Here is a 16,842-nt window from a genome sequence, read left to right as displayed (position 1 = left end):
GTCGTTTGAGTCGTTTGAGTCGTTTGAGGCGTTCGAGTCGCGCGGGCCGGGGGGCGCGGCTTCGAGCACGGCCACGGACGGGTGCGGGGCGTGCTCGGGAGCGGCCAGGCTACGGGCCGACTCGATGCGCGCAAAGCGATTTTTCTGACCGAACATCAGCGGCTCCTTCGACGCAACAGCTTTTCGTGCCAGCGGGGGACGGCGGGCGGTGCATGGCCGCTGAGGCTGTTTGCCAATGTGCCGATCGCCTCGGCAAAGCGCGACTTCGGCAGCGCGATCGGTTCGCCGAGGTTCTCGGCGCGAACCGGCAGCGCGCCGTCGAACGGCATGTCGACGAGCACCCGGCGGCCGATCGCCGACGTAAAGTCGTCGGGCTTCAAGCGAGCGCCATCGGCCGGCGTCGGTGCGTTCAGCAGGACGGACAGCGAGGGCGGGCGGGCGAGCCCGTCGGTGCAGCGTGCGAGCCGCATGACTTCGCGCGCCGAATGGATCGACGCGTCGGCGACCAGATAAAGCAACTGCGATTCGCCGAGCGCGGCAGCGGCGAGCGGATGGCCCTGGCCCGGGATGTCGAGCACGACGTAATGAAAGTGCGGTTTCAGGCGCCCGAGCAGGCCCGCCAGCGAACCCTCCTGCGGCTGGAGCGATTCGCCGTAAGGCAGCTCGGCCGACAATACGAACAGGCGCGAACCGTGCACGACGAGCGAGCGCTCGACGAGCTTCGGGTCGAGCCGGTCGGTGTCGCGCAGCAGGTCGACGAGCCCGTTGTTGCTCTTGAGGCCGAGCCGCGTGTTCATCGTGCCGCCATGCAGATTGAGATCGACTAGCGCAATGCGGCGATGGGCGACGGTGGCCAGATGATGGGCGAGGCTCGTCGCAATGGTCGTCACGCCGACGCCGCCGCGCGTGCCCGCAAAGCCGATCACCTTGCCGGTGCGCGGCTGACGCACGGGCGGCGCATCGCGATTCGCGCCGATCGCACGGCGCAGCAGCTCGGGCGTCAGCGGCTTGACGAGATAGTCGTGCACGCCGAGCTCGAGCAGGCTGCGGTACAGGCCCACATCGTTGCGCTCGCCCACCACGATGACCGACACCGACGGCTCGCAGACGGCCGCGAGCCGATCGAGTTCCGACAGCGGCATCGCCGCGCCGGAGATGTCGACGATCAGATGCGACGGCGAGCGAGCCATCTTCGTCAGATGGGCAATCGCGTCGTCGATCCCGCCTGTCGTGACGAACGGATGGGCGACGTTGTGCTCGTCGGCGAAGCGCGCGATGACGTGCTCGCTCGGCGCGTCGGCGACGAAGGCGACGAAATTGGCGACCAGCGCGTGCTTGCGCGGCGGCGAGGTGAGGTTGAGCAAGGAATTCATGGTGCTCACTTGTTCACGTTCGAGGTATTGGTCGCGGGCAGCGGAGCCAGCTTCTCGGCTTCGTAGCGGCGCACGGCATTGGCGGCCAGCGTCGGTTCGCTGCCGTCGAACGGAAGTGGGTCGGTCAGGTCCGCAGGCCGGGCCAGCATCGCCGCGAGGTTCGTGTACGTCGCGCAGCCGAACGCCATCGTGGGCCGCCGCTCGCCTGCATCGAGGAAGTCGCTCGACGTCCTCAATGCCGCGCAGTCGGGCGGCAGCGCGCGGCCGTTCTCGAGACGCACGGCCGGGACACCGGGCATGCCGAGCGTCGGCGGCGTCGACATGCAGCCGCTTAGTACAACTAACAGCATGGCGAAGAGCGTGATGAGCAGGGGGTGGTTCGAGCGCATGACTTGAGCCTTCTTCGGTCTTCGGTTGTCGGTCGGGTGGCCTCAGTACACGAATCCGGCGCCGCCGACGAGCCGTGGCGTCGCGCCGTCGAGCGGATCGAGGCTGGTCTTGCGTTGCAGGATCAGCTCGACGTCGGAGCCCGGCGTCATCACGCTTTCGAGCGGCGTCGCCATTTGTGCGGCGCCGGCCGGATGCACGAGGTAGGGCGTCACGATGACGACGAGCTCGGTCTTGTTGTTCTGGTAGTTCTTCGACGAGAACAGACGCCCGAGCACGGGCAGCTTGCCGAGGCCGGGCAGCTGCGAAATGATGTCGCGCGTATCGTTTTGCAGCAGTCCGCCGATCGCGAAGCTTTGCCCGCTCGCGAGCTCGACGGTGGTCTCCACGCGCCGCACGGACAGACCCGGCACGGTGATCGAACTGGTCGTCACGCTCGTCGACGGATCGATCTCGCTGACTTCGGGGCGGACCTTCAGGCTGATGCGCGTATCGGCCAGCACGGTCGGCGTGAACGCAAGCGACACGCCGAACGGCTTGAACTCGATGCTCATCGTGTTTTGCTGCTGGGCGACCGGAATCGGGAATTCACCGCCGGCCAGAAAGCTCGCTGTTTGACCCGAGAGCACCGTCAGGTTCGGCTCGGCCAGGATCGTGAGCAGCCCGTCCTGATCGAGCGCGTCGATCACATTTTGCACGCTGGAATGGGCCGTCTTGAAGCCACCCAGCACACCGACTGCGCTCGACTGCGGCAACTGGTAGACGCCCGTGGTCACGTCCTGAATCGTGCGGCCGCTCATCAGGCCGACGACGAAATTGCCGATGCTGCCGACAGCGCTCCAGTTCACGCCGAGCTGCTGCGTGGCATTGCGGTCGACTTCGACGATCCGGACGCGCAGGTACACCTGTGTCGGTTGCGCAAGCGTCAGGTGGTTGATCAGCGTTTCCTTGTCGCCGAGCGCGGGCGTCAGCGTGCGCGTAATCGCATCGATGTCGGCGGCCGCATTGACGGTGCCCGACACCATCAGCGAGCCAGGCGCTGATTCGAGCGTGAGCTTCAGGTGCGGGAAACGCTCGTGCAGCAGCGCTTCGAGCCCGCTGAGGTCGCGCTGCACATACACGGCGCGGCGCAGGATTTGGCGGTTGTCGCGGCCGAGCGCAAACAGTGTCGTGTGACCTTCCTTCTTCCCGACCAGAAAGATCGCGCCCGGCGTCGGCACGTGAATGTCGGCGACGTCAGGGTCGGCCACGAACACGGCAACGGCCGGCTCCGGCAACTGCACGACCTCGCCGGAGCCAGCGGTGATCGTCAGCGTATCGGCGGCGCAAGCAGGCAAGGCGTGGCAGGCGAAAGCCACGGTCGCGAACGTCGATATGACTAGACGAACGGATCGACGAAACGATGCGTTCGCCTTCCCCCGCAGGCGAGCGGCGAGCAAGCCTGCAAGCGTTGATGCTTGATCAAAGGTTGCGAACATAGCCGCACTCATTGCGTATCTCCGGCGGTGTGGGCGCTGTGCTGCGCGACGGGCGGCATGCCTTCGCCGGGAGGCGTATCGAGCCGCAGCGGCGGCACCGAGGGGGGGACGGCTGCGGTTTGGGCAGGTGTGGCCAACGCTGTCGTCTCGGCATCGCCTTTGTTCGAGCCGCGATAGACGAGCACGGCCGGCGCCGCGTTGGCCCGCGCGGCCAAGCTGTTCGCATCGGGGGCGGTGGGCAGCGCACGCACGGCGCGCGAGACGTCGCCGGCCCATACGGGGGGAGCGGTTTCGGCGGTTTCGCTGGCCGCGTGTTCATCGGACGGATTGCGCACGAGCGTGGCGAAGCTGCGCAGCGCGAGCGAGAGCGTGCCGAGCCGCGCCGAGATCGCGACGACTTCGGCGGTGCGCGGCGTCACTTCGAGCGTCACGGTGCGGGCATTGGCACTGCCTTGCGTGTTGTCGCCTTTCGGTCGCGTGAATTCCGAGCCGACCGCGAGCACGCGCGCATGATTGACGACCGTCTCGCTCGACACCGACAGCCGGGGTGACTCCGTTTTGCCGGCAAGATTCTGCGTGAGGATCAGATCGACGTAGTCGCCCGGCTGGATGAGGCCGGCATTGCCCGATACATCGTCGATCGCGACCGAGATGGCGCGCATATCGGGCTTGAGCGCTGCGGCGAGAAAGCCTGGCGCATTAGGAAACACGACGTCCTTGGACGTCACGGGCATGCCGCCCGCGACAGCGTGCAGCATCGCGGCGCCGACGACGTCGGGCGTCGTCGTATCGCCCTGACGCACGGCTTGCGGCGGCGTTTGGCTGCGCGGCAGCTCCTTCCACGCGAGGTCGCTGTCGCGCAGCAGCAGACCCGGGGGCAGGTCCGCCGCGGCAACGCGCACGCGTTGATGCGTGGGGGAGACCTCGGCGGGCTGAGCTTGCGCGGCGATGTACAGCGCACGCAGCACGAGCGCGGAGATGACCGCGAGCGCCACGAGCAATGCGAATTTCACGGTGCTCGACATGACTAGACTCGCAAAGCGATGAACGATTTATCCGGGAAGCCAGGTCCGCGGCAACAGGGCGCACCAGCCGCCGATCGCAAGCGCGACGCCGTACGGCACGCCGCGCCGTGCGGACCATAGGCGTGCGAAGGGCAGAGCGGGCACGAAGCGGTCGACGGCCAGCCCGACGAGCGCGACGACGAGCCCCGCGAGGGACACGAGCACGAACATCGGCATGGCGCCGTGTGCGCCGACCCATAGCAGCAGCGCGCTGGCCAGTTTGACGTCGCCGCCGCCGAGCCGTCCGGCCGCGTGGAGGCATGCGCCCAGTGCAAAGCCGGCGAAGGCGGTGGCGATGTGTTGGACGAGCACCGTCCACGGCGTCGCGACGGACCAGGCATGCACGGCGTAAAGGACGCCGAACGCCGCTACGAGCGGGTTGGGCAAACGCCGCGCGCGCAAGTCCGTGAGCGAGAGCGCGAGAAGGACGGCGCACGCGGCATAGCCGGGTGCGTCAAGCATGGCAAAAGGGTGTGCTCGTGTTCGCGCGGAAACGCCGTCTAGTGCGCTACCGGCTTCGACGATTCACGCGACTTAGGCGCCGGCGGGCGGGGTGCCAGCTTTGTTGATCGTGGTGAGAAGATTTTTGAAGAGACCTGGCAGGCCCGTGGTGCCGTTGTTGAGAAGCGAGCCGGCAGCGACGACCGCCACGACGACGATGCCCGCAAGCACGGCATACTCCATTGCACTGACACCGCGTTCGTCACGTTGGATGCTACGCAGAAGAGCACGCATGAATGACCCCGTTTCGTAAGTATGGTTCGGATTACTGATGTTCTGATACTTATGCGGCGCGCTTTTTGTGCGGCCTTGCTATGGGGAAACTATAGCCAGTGCGGGAGGGGGCTTCAAATCCGATGATACGTAGGGTGCGTGTCTTCGCGATGCGAAGACACGCACACGACTACGAACTTGCACCGGTCATCGTCGGGGCCGCGCCGAGCGCGCGTCCTGCGATGTAGGCGAGCTGCACACGATTGGCCGCGTGGTAGAGCTTCTTCAACTGCCGCAGGTAGTAATCGACATTGTGATGCGACGTGTTGAGACGCTCGGCGATGTCCTTGTCGTTGAGTCCGAGCGTGACGAGCTCGAGGATGGAACGCTGGATCGGGCTCAGCTGGGCGGTCGGTGCCTGGCGATGGATGTGGGGTGCACGTGCGAGCAGAAATTCGTGCAGGCCGACCGCCAATGCATAGGCGTGACCGATCGCCATGTCGGGCATGTGGGCCTTCGATACGTGCGAGCTCGAAAACATCGCGATGCACATGTCGAGCGCGCCAGGTGCAGCAAGGCCGAACGAGACGCCACTCGACATGCCGGCTTCGCGCGCGGCCGCGACGAAGCGTTCCGCGCGCGAGGCGGCCGCGGCTCCGGACAGACCGCTCGCGGCCGTGGCGGCCGGCGACACGGCGAGCGAGGAGAGGTCCCATAGCATCGGCCACTCATGGCGGCTCGAGAAGGCAAGCCGAGCGTCGATGTCGAAAAAGCGTTCGCGCAGATAGCGCTGCGCCCAGCCCGCAACCGAGTACGCGTTGAAATAAGCGACGCGGCTCACGGCCTCTCCGATCCGCGAAATCCGCATATAGCACAACGAATCGAACCCGGCTGAGCGTAGCGCGGCGCGCATGAGCGCTTGGCGCGCTTCGGCCGTTTCGGCTTTGGCCAGCTCGTGTGCGATACCCGCGAGCCGTTGCCCGCCCGGGGCATCCTCGTCGAGTGGGGCGCCTGCTGCGGCGCACAGATCGGCGTCGCCGAAGATGATGAAGTTGGATGGGTCGATATCTGCTTCGCTCATGCCGTAATGGGTCACGTGCCATCTCCAGGGAGTTCGTGCGCGTAGCGCTTCGCTTCGCGGCAGGTGCCAGTATCCCAGCGGGATGCGTACCCGTGCGTCCAGGTAACCAGTAGTCCGAAATCGATTTCTTTCGTAGGCGAACCGCTGGACTACGAACTCTCGGTGTATTGCGCGACGCGGCGACCTCGCGGCTCATACCCGAGGAGAAGATCTACACGGTCGAATTCGGCGTTTGGAACAGACGCTAACGCATGATCTTGACTGTGCCCCCGTGTGGGAGGCCGTCGTTTTCGCAATCCGACAGCACGACGATGCCGGGCGCGCAGCGCGACGCATGCGGGGCGCGCCCGGGCAGGCCCAGGCCACGAGCGGTGCGTCCCCCCTTGTTGGCGACACTGCCCGTGCCGGACGAGACAGGTGTCGGGTTACGGCCGGGCGCGAGCGGAATCGGCGCCACGTCGTGATGGACGTCGTCGAGCGCATGGGAGACGACGCGTTCGACGTAACCGGCGTTGAAGCCCGTCGAGAAGTTGCCGCTGTAGAAGCATGAGATCGCCTTGCGCAGCGCGAATTGCTCGTCGCCGCCCTCATGCGTGGCGCGCGCGAAGCATTCGCCGAGTATCGATGAGGCCACGCGCAGATTCGTGCAGGGCTCGAAGATCGATTCGGTCGTTTCGTCGAAGCGCGCGAGGTTGTAGCGGTTGACCTGGGCGAGCCCGAGGCTGAAGTTGTAGCCGAGCCGCTCGAGCATGCCGACGGTCGCGAGCGCTTCGGCGAGCGAGGTTGGCTGACGCATGAGGTGTCCGCCGACGACGCCGATCGCATAGGGGTTGTAGGCCGATTCGACGCTGACGATGGCCGCGAGCGTATGGGGATCGACCTGCGGTGCGCAGCGCTGCGCGAGCCCCACGAAATCGCCGGCGTGGACGGCCACGCTCCACGCCATGACGACGGCGAGCTTGAGCATGACGAACGCGCGGCGCATCGCGTGGCCTCGTCTACCGATACGAAAGGACAAGGCCGTGCACGAGCAGCGACCAGCCGTCGAGCATCACGAACAGCAGCAGCTTGAACGGGATCGAGATCGTGGTCGGCGAGATCATCTGCATGCCGAGCGCGAGCAGCACGTTCGCGACGATAAGGTCGATCACGACGAACACGACGTAGATCACGAAGCCGATCTGGAACGCGCGCGTGAGCTCCGACAGCATGAAGCTCGGTACGAGCACCATCAGGTCGTCGGGCTGGAGCGTCTGCGCACGCTCGGCCGGCCAGATCGCCGTAGCCGAGCGCATGAAGAAGTTACGCTCGCCGGGCACCGTGTGCTGCACGAGAAACTTCTTGAGCGGCGGGGCGACGGCACGGCCGATCGAGAGGAAGTCGTCGACGCTCATCGAGCTGCCGATCGTCACGTGCTGCTCCTGCAATCCGTCGACGATGTTCGAACCGACCGGCGACATGATGTAGATCGTGAGGATCAGGGCGATGCCGTTCAGCACGACGTTCGGCGGTACCTGCTGCACACCGAGGGCGGTGCGCAGCAGGCCGAGCACGACGACGAGCTTCGTGTAGCTCGTGACCATCAACGCCGCGAACGGCGCGATGCCGAGCGCGACGATGACGGCGATCATCGTGATCGGATTCGGCATGCTACCCATCGTTGCCCTCCGAGAAACGCACCACGCGCACGCCGAGCCGGTTGCCGACCGCGATCAGGTGTCCGTGCCCGACAAGCGCGCCGTTTGCGCGGATGTGCACCGTGCTTTGGTTCAACGGCTGGTCGAGCTCGAGCACGTAGCCGCTCTTGATGGCCTTCAATTCGCGCAGCGGCATCGAACGCTCGTCGAGCTCGAATGTCACGCGCACTTCGAGCGCGTCGAGCTGCGTCAGCGCGGTGCCTGTCTCGCCGGGGGCGGCGGGGGGAGTGGTGGGGGGCGGCGCGCTCAGGCTCGATGCGTTGGCGGCCGTCGGATCGGACGACGAAGGGGGGGGCACGGAATTCTCCTCGATATAGTCGATGATGACGCGCGCGCCCATGATCTTGCCCGTCAGCGCGATGCGCCGATCGAGCGTGGTCGCCGTGACGCGCAGCGTCTTGCCGATCGACTGCCAACGCTGGATGCTGATGATGTCGCCACGTTCGATGTCGTGCAGTTCGCCGACGCTCAGCGTGGTCGAGCCGATCGAGAAGCGCAGTGTGATCGGCAAGTCGTCGAAGTCGTGCTCGCCGAGCGCGGGCGCTTGCGGCTCCTGCGGGCAGGCGAGACCGAGAAAACGTTCCTCGTGAAAGCGCAACGCGCCGTGACAGCGCCAGTTCGTGCCGGGACGCGTCACGCAAAAGCGCAACGCATCGCGTTCGCGCGAGATGTCGTCCTTGCCGGCCTGATCGCCGCTGCCGAATTCGACGCGCTGGCGCGTGGCGCCTTCCAGGGCGGCGAAGACGGGGGTGAGCGCATCGGCCATCAGCGCGCAGCGGATCGGCGCAGGCACGGTATCGCTGGCCGCTTCGCCGATCAGTTCGCGTTCGCCGATGGCATCGATGACCAGCTTGCCTTCGGCCGGGCCGAAACGAAACGTGTAGGCGCGTGCGGGCGCGCTCACTTCGGCATCGGCCTGCCAGTGCAATTCGTAGCGGCCGCGCGCGAGCTCGAGCGCGAAGGGTGCGGTCCACGCATAGGCCCGGTTCAGCGCCTGTGCGGCGAGTGCGGAGATGCGCGGCAGGGCCGTGCTCGCCGTGAGCGGCTGAACCCCGGCTGCAGTGGGGGGCGCTGTGGTGCGCGGCGACGGCGCGGGATTGGCGGACATGACCGGTCAGACGACGAAGAGCCGGCCCGCCAGATACGCGAGCTGCACGCGGTTCAGGACGCCGTACTTCTTGCGGATCTGTCGCATGTGATAGTCGACGTTGCTGCGCGACATGTTCAGTTGGGCCGCGATTTCGCGGTCGCTGAGGCCGCTGGCCGTGAAGTTCAGGATGCGGCGCTGCAAGTCCGAGAGCGACGGGGTCTGCGTCGACGTCGACATGCGGCCGACCAGGAACGAGTGCACGCCGAGTCCCAGCGCATAGGCCTGGCCGATCACACGGTCGTTGATCCATTCGCTGGTCGCGTTGACGGAGCTGAAGATCATGACGCTGTGCTCGAGGCTCGCCGGATCGACCAGCCCGATTGCGATGCCGCTGCGCGTGCCCGACGCGTTCATGTCGTCGAGGAACAAGCGCATGCGTTCGCTCGCATCGAACGCCTGGCCTTCGGCGGCGAGGCTCGTGTGGTCCCACACGAGCGGCCAGTCGTGACGGCACGCGAAAGCCATGCGCGGATCGATGTCGAAGTAGCGCTGGTCGACGTAGCGTTGCGCCCATCCTGGCGGCGAGCACAAGTCGAAGTAGCGCGCGCGATTGACCATCTCGCCCAGACGCGTGAGGCGGCAATAACAGAACCAGTCGAAGCCGATCGTACGCAGCGCGATGCGCAGCAGTTGCTTGCGTTCATGCGCCGAGTGCGCCGCGGCCAGGTCGGTCGCGATCTCGGAGACACGGTCGCCGCCGAACGGCTCGCCGGTAGGTCCGACGGTTTTACTGACTACGAGCTGACAGTCAGCGACTTCGATGAAGTCGATTGCGCGTCTGTCGTGGCGCTCGTGATGTGCTTTCGGCAAGCGCTTACGCGCCTCGGTGCTCGCCATGCAGGCCTCCTGTCCCTGTCGTGCGCGGCGCGATGCCCAGTGCGCACGCCGCTTCATGGTCTCCGACTATAGCGGTGGGCCGGCGCTCGCCGGAACTGCACTGATTAGTAGTGTTTGGCTGTCCTCACGCCATGCACACGCGTCGAACTACGAATCTCACGATTGAGAGGGGTGGGGGCACGCTCTTAAACTTTTCCAGGCATGAAGAAGTTATGACGCCCCCTATTTGTTCGTGAGGAAACGCATGTCGGTAGCGGCACTGAAAAAGCAGATGCAGCAGTGGTGGCCAGGCAGAGCGCCGGGCGCCGACGATATGCGCCGGCCTGCACGTCCGTACGATCTGGCGTTGGCCGCCTTCGTCGCGATCGTCGTGTCGCTGTTCGTGCTGCCGCTGCCGACTGCGGCGATGGACGGACTCATTTCGCTGAATCTGGCGGTCAGCGTCGTCCTGCTGACGGTGTCCACGTATCTGCCCTCGGCCGTCAGCTTCTCGTCGTTTCCGGCGCTGCTGCTCTTTACGACACTGCTGAGGCTGTCGCTGAACATCGCTTCGTGCAAGCTGATTTTGTTGAACGCGAATGCGGGCCATGTCATCGATGCTTTTGGTCGCCTCGTGGTCGGCAACAATTTCGTCGTGGGCGGCGTGGTGTTTCTCGTCATTGCAATCGTGCAGTTCATCGTGATCGCGAAGGGCTCCGAGCGCGTGGCCGAGGTGGGGGCGCGCTTCTCGCTCGACGCGATGCCGGGCAAGCAGATGAGTATCGATGCGGACCTGCGCGCGGGCATCATCGGCTCCGACGAGGCCAAGCATCGCCGCGAGCAGCTCGAGCAGGAATCGCAGCTGCATGGCGCGATGGACGGCGCGATGAAATTCGTCAAGGGCGATGCGATCGCGGGCGTCGTGATCGCGTTCGTCAACATCCTGGCGGGCATTGCGGTCGGCACGCTGATGAAGGACATGAGCGTCTCCGATGCATTGCATCGCTACGCCATCTTGACCGTCGGCGACGGTATGTCCTCGCAGATTCCGTCGCTGCTCGTCTCGATCGCAGCCGGCATTGTGACGACACGCGTGGCCACGCGCGATGCCAACGAAAGCCAGCTCGGCGAGCAGATCGGCAAGCAGATCACGGCCCATCCGCGCGCACTGGTGATCGCCGCCTCCGTGCTGTTTGCGTTCGCGCTCGTGCCAGGTTTTCCGACGTGGTCGTTCGCGTTGCTCGCCATCGTGATCGGCGGTGGCGGGGCGTGGCTGCTCCGGCGCCGCAAGACGATGCCGCCGCTGCGGCTCATCACGCTCGCCGAGCAGCCCTCGCTGCACGACGTCGATCGCGCGGCCGAGATCGGCCCGCACACCGCGGGCATCACGTCGCCGCTGGCCGTGAGCCTCGCGCGCGGCCTGTCGCCGCAGATCAATCTCGTGCGGCTGCAAGCGGCGCTTGCCGTCGCGAAGGCGAGCGTCGATGCCGACATCGGCCCGATCTTTCCGCGCGTGCATCTGAGCTACGAGTCCTCGCTGCCCGAGCTCGGCTATCAGGTGTTCGTGCAGGACGTGCTGGCTTCAAAGGGACAACTGCGTCCCGACAGTCTGCTATGGGACGGCGTCACGCCGCTGCCCGAGCCAGTCGAGCGCACGCCGGGCGAGCCGTTCGGCCCGTTCGCGCAGCCGGTCTGGGTGCCGCTCGATACGCGTCCGGCACGCGCGGACGGCGAGCCCGAGCGCAAGCCGGCGCAGGCCGGCAACGGCGAGCCGGAGCGTACGGTGGGCTGGCGCAGCGAAGACATTCTCGCGCGGCACATCGAGAGCGAAGTGCGCAAGCATGCGACCGAGCTGATCGGTATCCAGGAAGCGCAGCATCTGATCCGCCTCGTGCGGCGCGACTACGCGGATCTCGTCGGCGAGCTGCTGCGGCTCGTGCCGCTGCAACGCATCACCGAAGTGCTGCGGCGCCTGCTGCTCGAAGACGTGCCGATCCGCAATCTGCGCGTGATCTTCGAAAGCATGATCACGTGGGCGCCGAAGGAGCCCGAGGACACGATCGCGCTAGTCGAGCTCGTGCGCGTGGACCTGCGCCGCATGATCACGGACCGCCATGTCGGCGGCACGCGCAAGCTCGACGTGATCCTGTTCGACCCTGTGCTGCAGGAGCGCTTCGAACAGGCCGTGCTGCGCACGCGTCAGGGCAACGTGCTGGGTCTCGCACGCGACGTGAAGGACAACGTCACCGAACAGGTGCGCAAGATCTTCGACAACCATCGGCAGGCGCGCGGCGAAACGGGTTTCGGCATGGCGCGTACGCGTGCTACCGCCGTGCGCACGGCCGTCGTCGTCTCGCTGAACGTGCGGCGCTACGTGCAAACGACGCTCGCGTCGGTGCTGCCCGATCTGCCCGTGCTGTCGTATCAGGAGCTCGAAGAGGACGTCGAGCTCAACACGATCGGCTGGGTGTCGAACCCACAGGAATGAGCGAACCTCGATGACGCCGGAAATCATTCTCGACATTACGCGGCAGGCGCTGCTGCTCGTGCTGATGCTGTCGCTGCCGATCGTGCTCGTGGCGGCGGGCACGGCGCTCATCGTCGCGCTCGCGCAGGCGGTCACGCAGGTACAGGATCAAACGATCGGGCTCGCCGCGCGCATGGTCGCGGTGATGATCGCGATCATCGTGGCGGGCGGCTGGATCGGGCGCTCGGTGTTGCTGTTTGGTCAGCAGTCATTTGCGAGGTTGTTTTGAGGATCAAGACGTCTTCTCATCGCGCGCGTCGGCAGGCCTCGTGCCGGCCGCGGCTGCGCTTGATCGTGCCGCTCGCAGCGCTGGCGGCCGCGCTCGTCGGCGGTATCGCACCCATGCCCGCGACCGCCGCCGAGCTGCAATGGCGCGAGCGGCCCTTTACGATCGTCGCCGACGGCAAGAAGGTCGCCGATTTCATTCGCGAGCTTGCGTCGGCGCAGAGCGTGACGGCCGTCATCGATCCGAAGGTCGACGGCACGATCAGCGGGCATTTTTCGGGTTCGCCGCTCGCCACGTTGAGAAGCGTGTGTGCGACCTACGGGCTCACGTATTACTACGACGGCTCGCTGCTCTACATCGATCGCGCCGAGGACGGTCAGACGCAGGTGTTTCCGATCCCGAAGGGCAGTGCCGGCGAGCTGTCGCGCACGCTCGAAGCGATGCAGATTCCCGACAAGCGCTTTCCGCTCATCATCAGCGATCGTGAGAACACGATCTATGCGTCGGGCCCGCAGCGCTACGTCGAACTCGTGCGGCAGGCGATCTCGACGATCTCCGATCCGACGCGCGGGCTCGATCGCGCGGAGATCCGTGCATTCCCGCTGCGCTATGCGTATGCGACCGATTTTCAAGTGAACCGGGCGGGCAAGGAGATCACGATCCCCGGTGTCGCGACGACGCTTGCACGGTTGTATGGCAAGAACGAAGACAACCGCGGCCTGCCGGGTTTCGGCGCGCGGCTCGGCGAACCGTCCCGGCAAGTAAAGCTGACCTCGGGCGACACGGTCAACGTGCCGCGCCTCGACGTGCCCGCGCTCGGTGCCGCAGGGCAGAACGCCTCGCATTACGGGGAAGGCTCGAGTACGAGCGTGCCATCGGGCAGCGGGCCGATCGCAGGCTTCGCGGGACAGCCCGTGTCGCTGCCGCAGATCGTCGCCGACGCCGGTACGAACTCGGTGCTGATCCGAGACGTGCCGGAGCACATGACGCAGTACGGTCAGCTGATTTCGACGCTCGACTCGCGACCGCGTTTGATCGAGGTGAGCCTCACGATCATCGACATCGACGAAGACGCGCTCGATTCGTTCGGTGTCGACTGGCGGCTGCATACGCCGCACGGCGACTTCCAGTTCGGCAACCAGGCTAATCCGCCGCTGTCGTTCAACAGCACGACGGAAGCCGGGCAGACAGGCGATACGACGCCGCTGGGCCTCGCGCTGACAGCTTCGATTGGCGGCACGATGCGCGACTACCTGCTGACGCGTATCAACGCGCTCGCGAACAAGGGCCAGGCGCAGACCTTGTCCAAGCCGCGCGTGCTGACGCTGGACAACAACGAGGCGATCCTCGAAAACCTCACGCAGTTCTACGTGCAGGTGGCGGGTTACCAGGATTCGTCGCTGTACGGCATCACGACGGGCACGAGCGTGAAGATCACGCCGCGCATCGTCGACGAAGTGGGCAAGCCTGGCGTGATGCTGTCGATCGACATCGACGACGGCGAGGTCAGCGACGCGAAGGTCACGCAGGTCCCCGTCGTGCTCGAGCGCAACATCGTGACCAAGGCGATGATCGACGAAGGCAAGAGCCTGTTGATCGCGGGTTTCAACAACGACACGCGTTCGATCGGCAAGACCGGCATCCCGCTGCTCGGCGACATCCCGTGGATCGGCAATCTGTTCAAGTACACGACGAAGAAGGGTTCGCGCACCGATCGTTTCTATCTGCTCACGCCGCGCGTCGTGCAGACGGCGAGCACGTTCGATCCGAGCGCGCTGCCGATGGGCGCGACGGTGCCGTTGCAGGGCGAGCCGTACAACCCTTCGACGACAGGCGCGCAGCCGATGCCGAGCGCACCGGCGACGCCGAGTGCACCGGCAATGCCGAGTGCACCGGCAATGCCGAGTGCGACGGTGGCGCCGTCCAAGCTGGTTACGCCGGCGACCTCTGTGGCGCCTTCGACGCCGCTCGGCCCCGCCCAAGCGCCCGGGCACGAACCCGTGCCCGATCCCGCACCGGCCCCGGCGCTCAAGAGCAAGGGCGCCGCCCCGAAGACCGCGACCTCGACGGTGGCCGTCACGCTGACCACCGCATCGACCGGCGTGCAGTCGAGCCGGGCGCACGAGCTTGCAGCGGAGCACTGAATCGATGAGCGACGACGCCACGTCCGCCCCGGTTTCCCATACGGCTGCGAAAGCGCCGTGGAGCTTGTCGTTTCTGAGCGGGCCGCTGGCGGGCCGCACGCTCGCGCTCAAGCTCGGCGACAACTGGGTCGGCTCGGCCGGGCAGTGCGATGTGATCGTGCCCGATCGCGAGATCGCGCCGCGCCAGTTTCGTCTGTCGGTCGGGCAGATCGCCGTGACGGTGCAGAACCTTGGCGGCGGCGAGGCCGCGTTGAACGGTGTGCCGCTCGATACGACGCGGCGTGCGCTGCGGCATGGCGACATCGTCGAGATCGGTGCGCTGCGCTTGGGCATCGTACCGGCCGCCGAGCCGCGAGCGCAGGCTTCGAGCGTCGATGCGCCCAAGCGGACGCGGCTCGCCAAGGCGATGGCGGCGCCGTGGACCGCCTGGGTGGCGAGCCGCCGTTTCCTCATCGGCCTCGGCGTGCTGTGGGGCGTGCTCGCGCTCGCGGGTGGGGCGTATCTGGCGATCGGCGCGACCGATCCGTTCTGGATTCATGCAAGCGCGACTGAGCGGCTCAATCAGGTTGCCAGCGCGCTGCACGACTACCCGGAGACGACGGTGAAGACCGTCGCAAGCGGGTTCGTGGTCTCGGGTTATGTGGGCACGCTGTCCGATCGCGATCGACTGCAACGCATCGTGCAGTCGTTTCCGCAGACGTCGATCGGCGACGTGTACGTGATCGACGAATTGCTCGGTTCGGCACGGCTCTACTTCAGCGACACGCCACTTTCGGTCACTTACGGCGGGCACGGCGTGGTGTTCGTCAACGGCTCCGCCAGCCGGACGTTGCAGCAGCGCGTGGCGAACTACGCGAAGGATGCGCGGCCGGCGCTGCAAGTCGTCGACCACGTCGTCTACGCGAGCGCGCAGACGCCGAAAGCGTCCACGCCGCCGCCAACCGTCGGTGAAGTGCCCGACATCGTGGGTGTCTACGACGACGGCGTCGGCACGCGCTTCATCGAAACCGGCGACGGGGCGCGCTATTTCGAAGGCTCGCGGTTGCCGGGCGGGCTCGAGGTGCGTCACATCGACACCGACCGCGTGATCTTCGCGCGTGGCGTCGACCGGTTCTTCATGGATGTCAGTGCAGGCGCGGTGCGTGGCTTTACCAATGCGCCGCCAGGTTAGCGATCGGCAGGGTGCCCGCATTCGGGAGTCTGCCGGTACAAGGTTCGAGTGTGGTGCGACATGCGCCGCGCACGAGCAGTGAAGCGCGTAAGACGCGCTTGAGAAGGACGTCCGGCTTGCCGCAGGGCGTCTCTACGACCAACGGAGCAATGCAAAGGAGAGTAGCAATGAGTTCAGGAGTCAGCATCCCCGGTTCGACCAACACCTCGATCGACCAGATGAACCAGGTTGAAGAAGCCCAGGAGCGCATGACGACCAAGTCGCTGGAAGTGAGCTGCGTCAGCGCACAGAACAGCGTCATGGTCGGGACGGGCGAAGGTCTGCGTCAAACGGCGGGTGCAGCAGGTCAAGCCGCCGCACAAGGCGCAAAAGCGAGCTGATCGTGCTCGACGAGGTGCGCTTTGCGCGCGCCTCACCGGGCGCCGCTCGTCGGCGCCCGGCACCGTTTCGTTTGGGCAGCGTTTCTCGCTAACGGTAGATACCACAGAGAACTGACATGACCGCTCCAATCATCCCCGCCATCGACGCGGTGCAAAGCGTGCAGGGCGCCAAGTCGCCGGCCGCGGCTGCGGCCGACGCGATGCCTGCCGCGCCCGACAAGGCGGCGGACCCGGCCTCGGCGCACGAATTCGCGGGCCACGTCGCCGGTGCCGATGCGCCGCAGACCGGCACCGTGCAGATGCACCGCGCGCACGAGCCGCATGCGCTCGAGACGGCAATCGCGCATATGCGCGCCGACACGGCGACGCTCGACGCTCGCTACGAGCAGGCGATGACGCAGGCGAGTCACGCGTCGTCGCTCATCGATCCCAGCGATCCGATGATGTCGATGGTGCGGCTCGCCGACTTCAGCTATTCGACTTCGCTCACGCTTGCGCAGTACCAGTTCAGCATGAGCATGGCCGATGCGTCGAACGGCCTGAGCCGCTCGCTGCTGAAGAACAACACCGAGTAACCGGCAACACGCGCGGCACGCGCCTGACGGCACGCGCTCGCGCCTACGAGAAACGACCG

17 protein-coding genes are annotated in these 16,842 nt (G+C 66.2%); 6 read left to right on the top strand and 11 right to left on the bottom strand.

Annotated features, from left to right (window positions below):
- Nucleotides 1-155: 155 nt before the first annotated feature.
- From D7S89_RS05785 to D7S89_RS05735, 11 genes are all read right to left on the bottom strand, one after another.
- The gene (locus D7S89_RS05785; protein WP_121276544.1) at nucleotides 156-1,373 is read right to left on the bottom strand and encodes a CpaE/TadZ family protein; all 1,218 of its coding nucleotides are present in this window, start codon (nucleotides 1,371-1,373) and stop codon (nucleotides 156-158) included.
- A 5-nt stretch (nucleotides 1,374-1,378) separates the two neighbouring features.
- Nucleotides 1,379-1,762 (bottom strand): CpaD family pilus assembly lipoprotein, encoded by a 384-nt coding sequence (locus D7S89_RS05780; RefSeq protein WP_121276542.1) that lies wholly within the window; start codon nucleotides 1,760-1,762, stop codon nucleotides 1,379-1,381.
- A gap of 42 nt (nucleotides 1,763-1,804) precedes the next feature.
- Nucleotides 1,805-3,238: a type II and III secretion system protein family protein gene (locus D7S89_RS05775; RefSeq protein WP_121276540.1), complete on the bottom strand. Its 1,434-nt coding sequence runs from the start codon at nucleotides 3,236-3,238 to the stop codon at nucleotides 1,805-1,807.
- An 8-nt stretch (nucleotides 3,239-3,246) separates the two neighbouring features.
- Nucleotides 3,247-4,263 carry a Flp pilus assembly protein CpaB gene (cpaB, locus tag D7S89_RS05770; protein WP_121276538.1) on the bottom strand — a complete coding sequence of 339 codons (1,017 nt, stop codon included), beginning with the start codon at nucleotides 4,261-4,263 and terminating at the stop codon, nucleotides 3,247-3,249.
- Between the two features lie 27 nt (nucleotides 4,264-4,290).
- Nucleotides 4,291-4,764, bottom strand: a complete 474-nt coding sequence (locus D7S89_RS05765) for an A24 family peptidase (protein ID WP_121276536.1) — start codon at nucleotides 4,762-4,764, stop codon at nucleotides 4,291-4,293.
- Between the two features lie 72 nt (nucleotides 4,765-4,836).
- Nucleotides 4,837-5,037, bottom strand: coding sequence for a Flp family type IVb pilin (locus tag D7S89_RS05760; protein ID WP_121276534.1), 201 nt, complete (start codon nucleotides 5,035-5,037; stop codon nucleotides 4,837-4,839).
- A gap of 169 nt (nucleotides 5,038-5,206) precedes the next feature.
- Entirely contained in the window at nucleotides 5,207-6,097 is an 891-nt protein-coding gene (locus tag D7S89_RS05755; protein ID WP_121276532.1) for a helix-turn-helix transcriptional regulator, read from the bottom strand.
- Between the two features lie 244 nt (nucleotides 6,098-6,341).
- A complete protein-coding gene (locus D7S89_RS05750) occupies nucleotides 6,342-7,082 on the bottom strand; it encodes a lytic transglycosylase domain-containing protein (protein ID WP_220702121.1) in 741 nt (246 codons plus the stop codon).
- Nucleotides 7,083-7,095: 13 nt separating this feature from the next.
- Complete coding sequence (sctR, locus tag D7S89_RS05745; protein ID WP_121276530.1) at nucleotides 7,096-7,755, bottom strand: type III secretion system export apparatus subunit SctR; 660 nt, start codon at nucleotides 7,753-7,755, stop codon at nucleotides 7,096-7,098.
- Nucleotides 7,748-8,902 (bottom strand): type III secretion system cytoplasmic ring protein SctQ, encoded by a 1,155-nt coding sequence (sctQ, locus tag D7S89_RS05740; RefSeq protein ID WP_121276528.1) that lies wholly within the window; start codon nucleotides 8,900-8,902, stop codon nucleotides 7,748-7,750. Before sctQ ends, sctR begins: the two co-directional genes overlap by 8 nt.
- A 6-nt stretch (nucleotides 8,903-8,908) precedes the next feature.
- Nucleotides 8,909-9,781, bottom strand: coding sequence for a helix-turn-helix transcriptional regulator (locus D7S89_RS05735; protein WP_183085108.1), 873 nt, complete (start codon nucleotides 9,779-9,781; stop codon nucleotides 8,909-8,911).
- 313 nt (nucleotides 9,782-10,094) lie between these two features.
- On the opposite strand from D7S89_RS05735, the gene sctV reads away from it, so the two are divergent.
- The 6 genes from sctV (at nucleotide 10,095) to D7S89_RS05710 (ending at nucleotide 16,783) form a co-directional block, all read left to right on the top strand.
- The gene (gene sctV / locus D7S89_RS05730) at nucleotides 10,095-12,248 is read left to right on the top strand and encodes a type III secretion system export apparatus subunit SctV (RefSeq protein ID WP_245982766.1); all 2,154 of its coding nucleotides are present in this window, start codon (nucleotides 10,095-10,097) and stop codon (nucleotides 12,246-12,248) included.
- 10 nt (nucleotides 12,249-12,258) lie between these two features.
- A complete protein-coding gene (locus tag D7S89_RS05725) occupies nucleotides 12,259-12,516 on the top strand; it encodes an EscS/YscS/HrcS family type III secretion system export apparatus protein (RefSeq protein WP_121276522.1) in 258 nt (85 codons plus the stop codon).
- On the top strand, nucleotides 12,513-14,657 hold the full coding sequence (gene sctC / locus D7S89_RS05720) for a type III secretion system outer membrane ring subunit SctC (protein ID WP_425470740.1): 2,145 nt from the start codon (nucleotides 12,513-12,515) through the stop codon (nucleotides 14,655-14,657). The genes D7S89_RS05725 and sctC overlap by 4 nt, the downstream gene beginning before the upstream one ends.
- 4 nt (nucleotides 14,658-14,661) lie before the next feature.
- The gene (locus D7S89_RS05715; RefSeq protein ID WP_147426599.1) at nucleotides 14,662-15,828 is read left to right on the top strand and encodes an FHA domain-containing protein; all 1,167 of its coding nucleotides are present in this window, start codon (nucleotides 14,662-14,664) and stop codon (nucleotides 15,826-15,828) included.
- 167 nt (nucleotides 15,829-15,995) lie between these two features.
- Nucleotides 15,996-16,208: a hypothetical protein gene (locus D7S89_RS27115; RefSeq protein ID WP_147426598.1), complete on the top strand. Its 213-nt coding sequence runs from the start codon at nucleotides 15,996-15,998 to the stop codon at nucleotides 16,206-16,208.
- A 116-nt stretch (nucleotides 16,209-16,324) separates the two neighbouring features.
- Entirely contained in the window at nucleotides 16,325-16,783 is a 459-nt protein-coding gene (locus D7S89_RS05710; protein ID WP_121276518.1) for a hypothetical protein, read from the top strand.
- Nucleotides 16,784-16,842: the final 59 nt, after the last annotated feature.

Source organism: Trinickia fusca, assembly GCF_003628145.1.
Lineage (GTDB): Bacteria > Pseudomonadota > Gammaproteobacteria > Burkholderiales > Burkholderiaceae > Trinickia > Trinickia fusca.
Note: the sequence above shows the minus strand (reverse complement) of the source record. Positions and strands in the feature narration are given on the sequence as shown.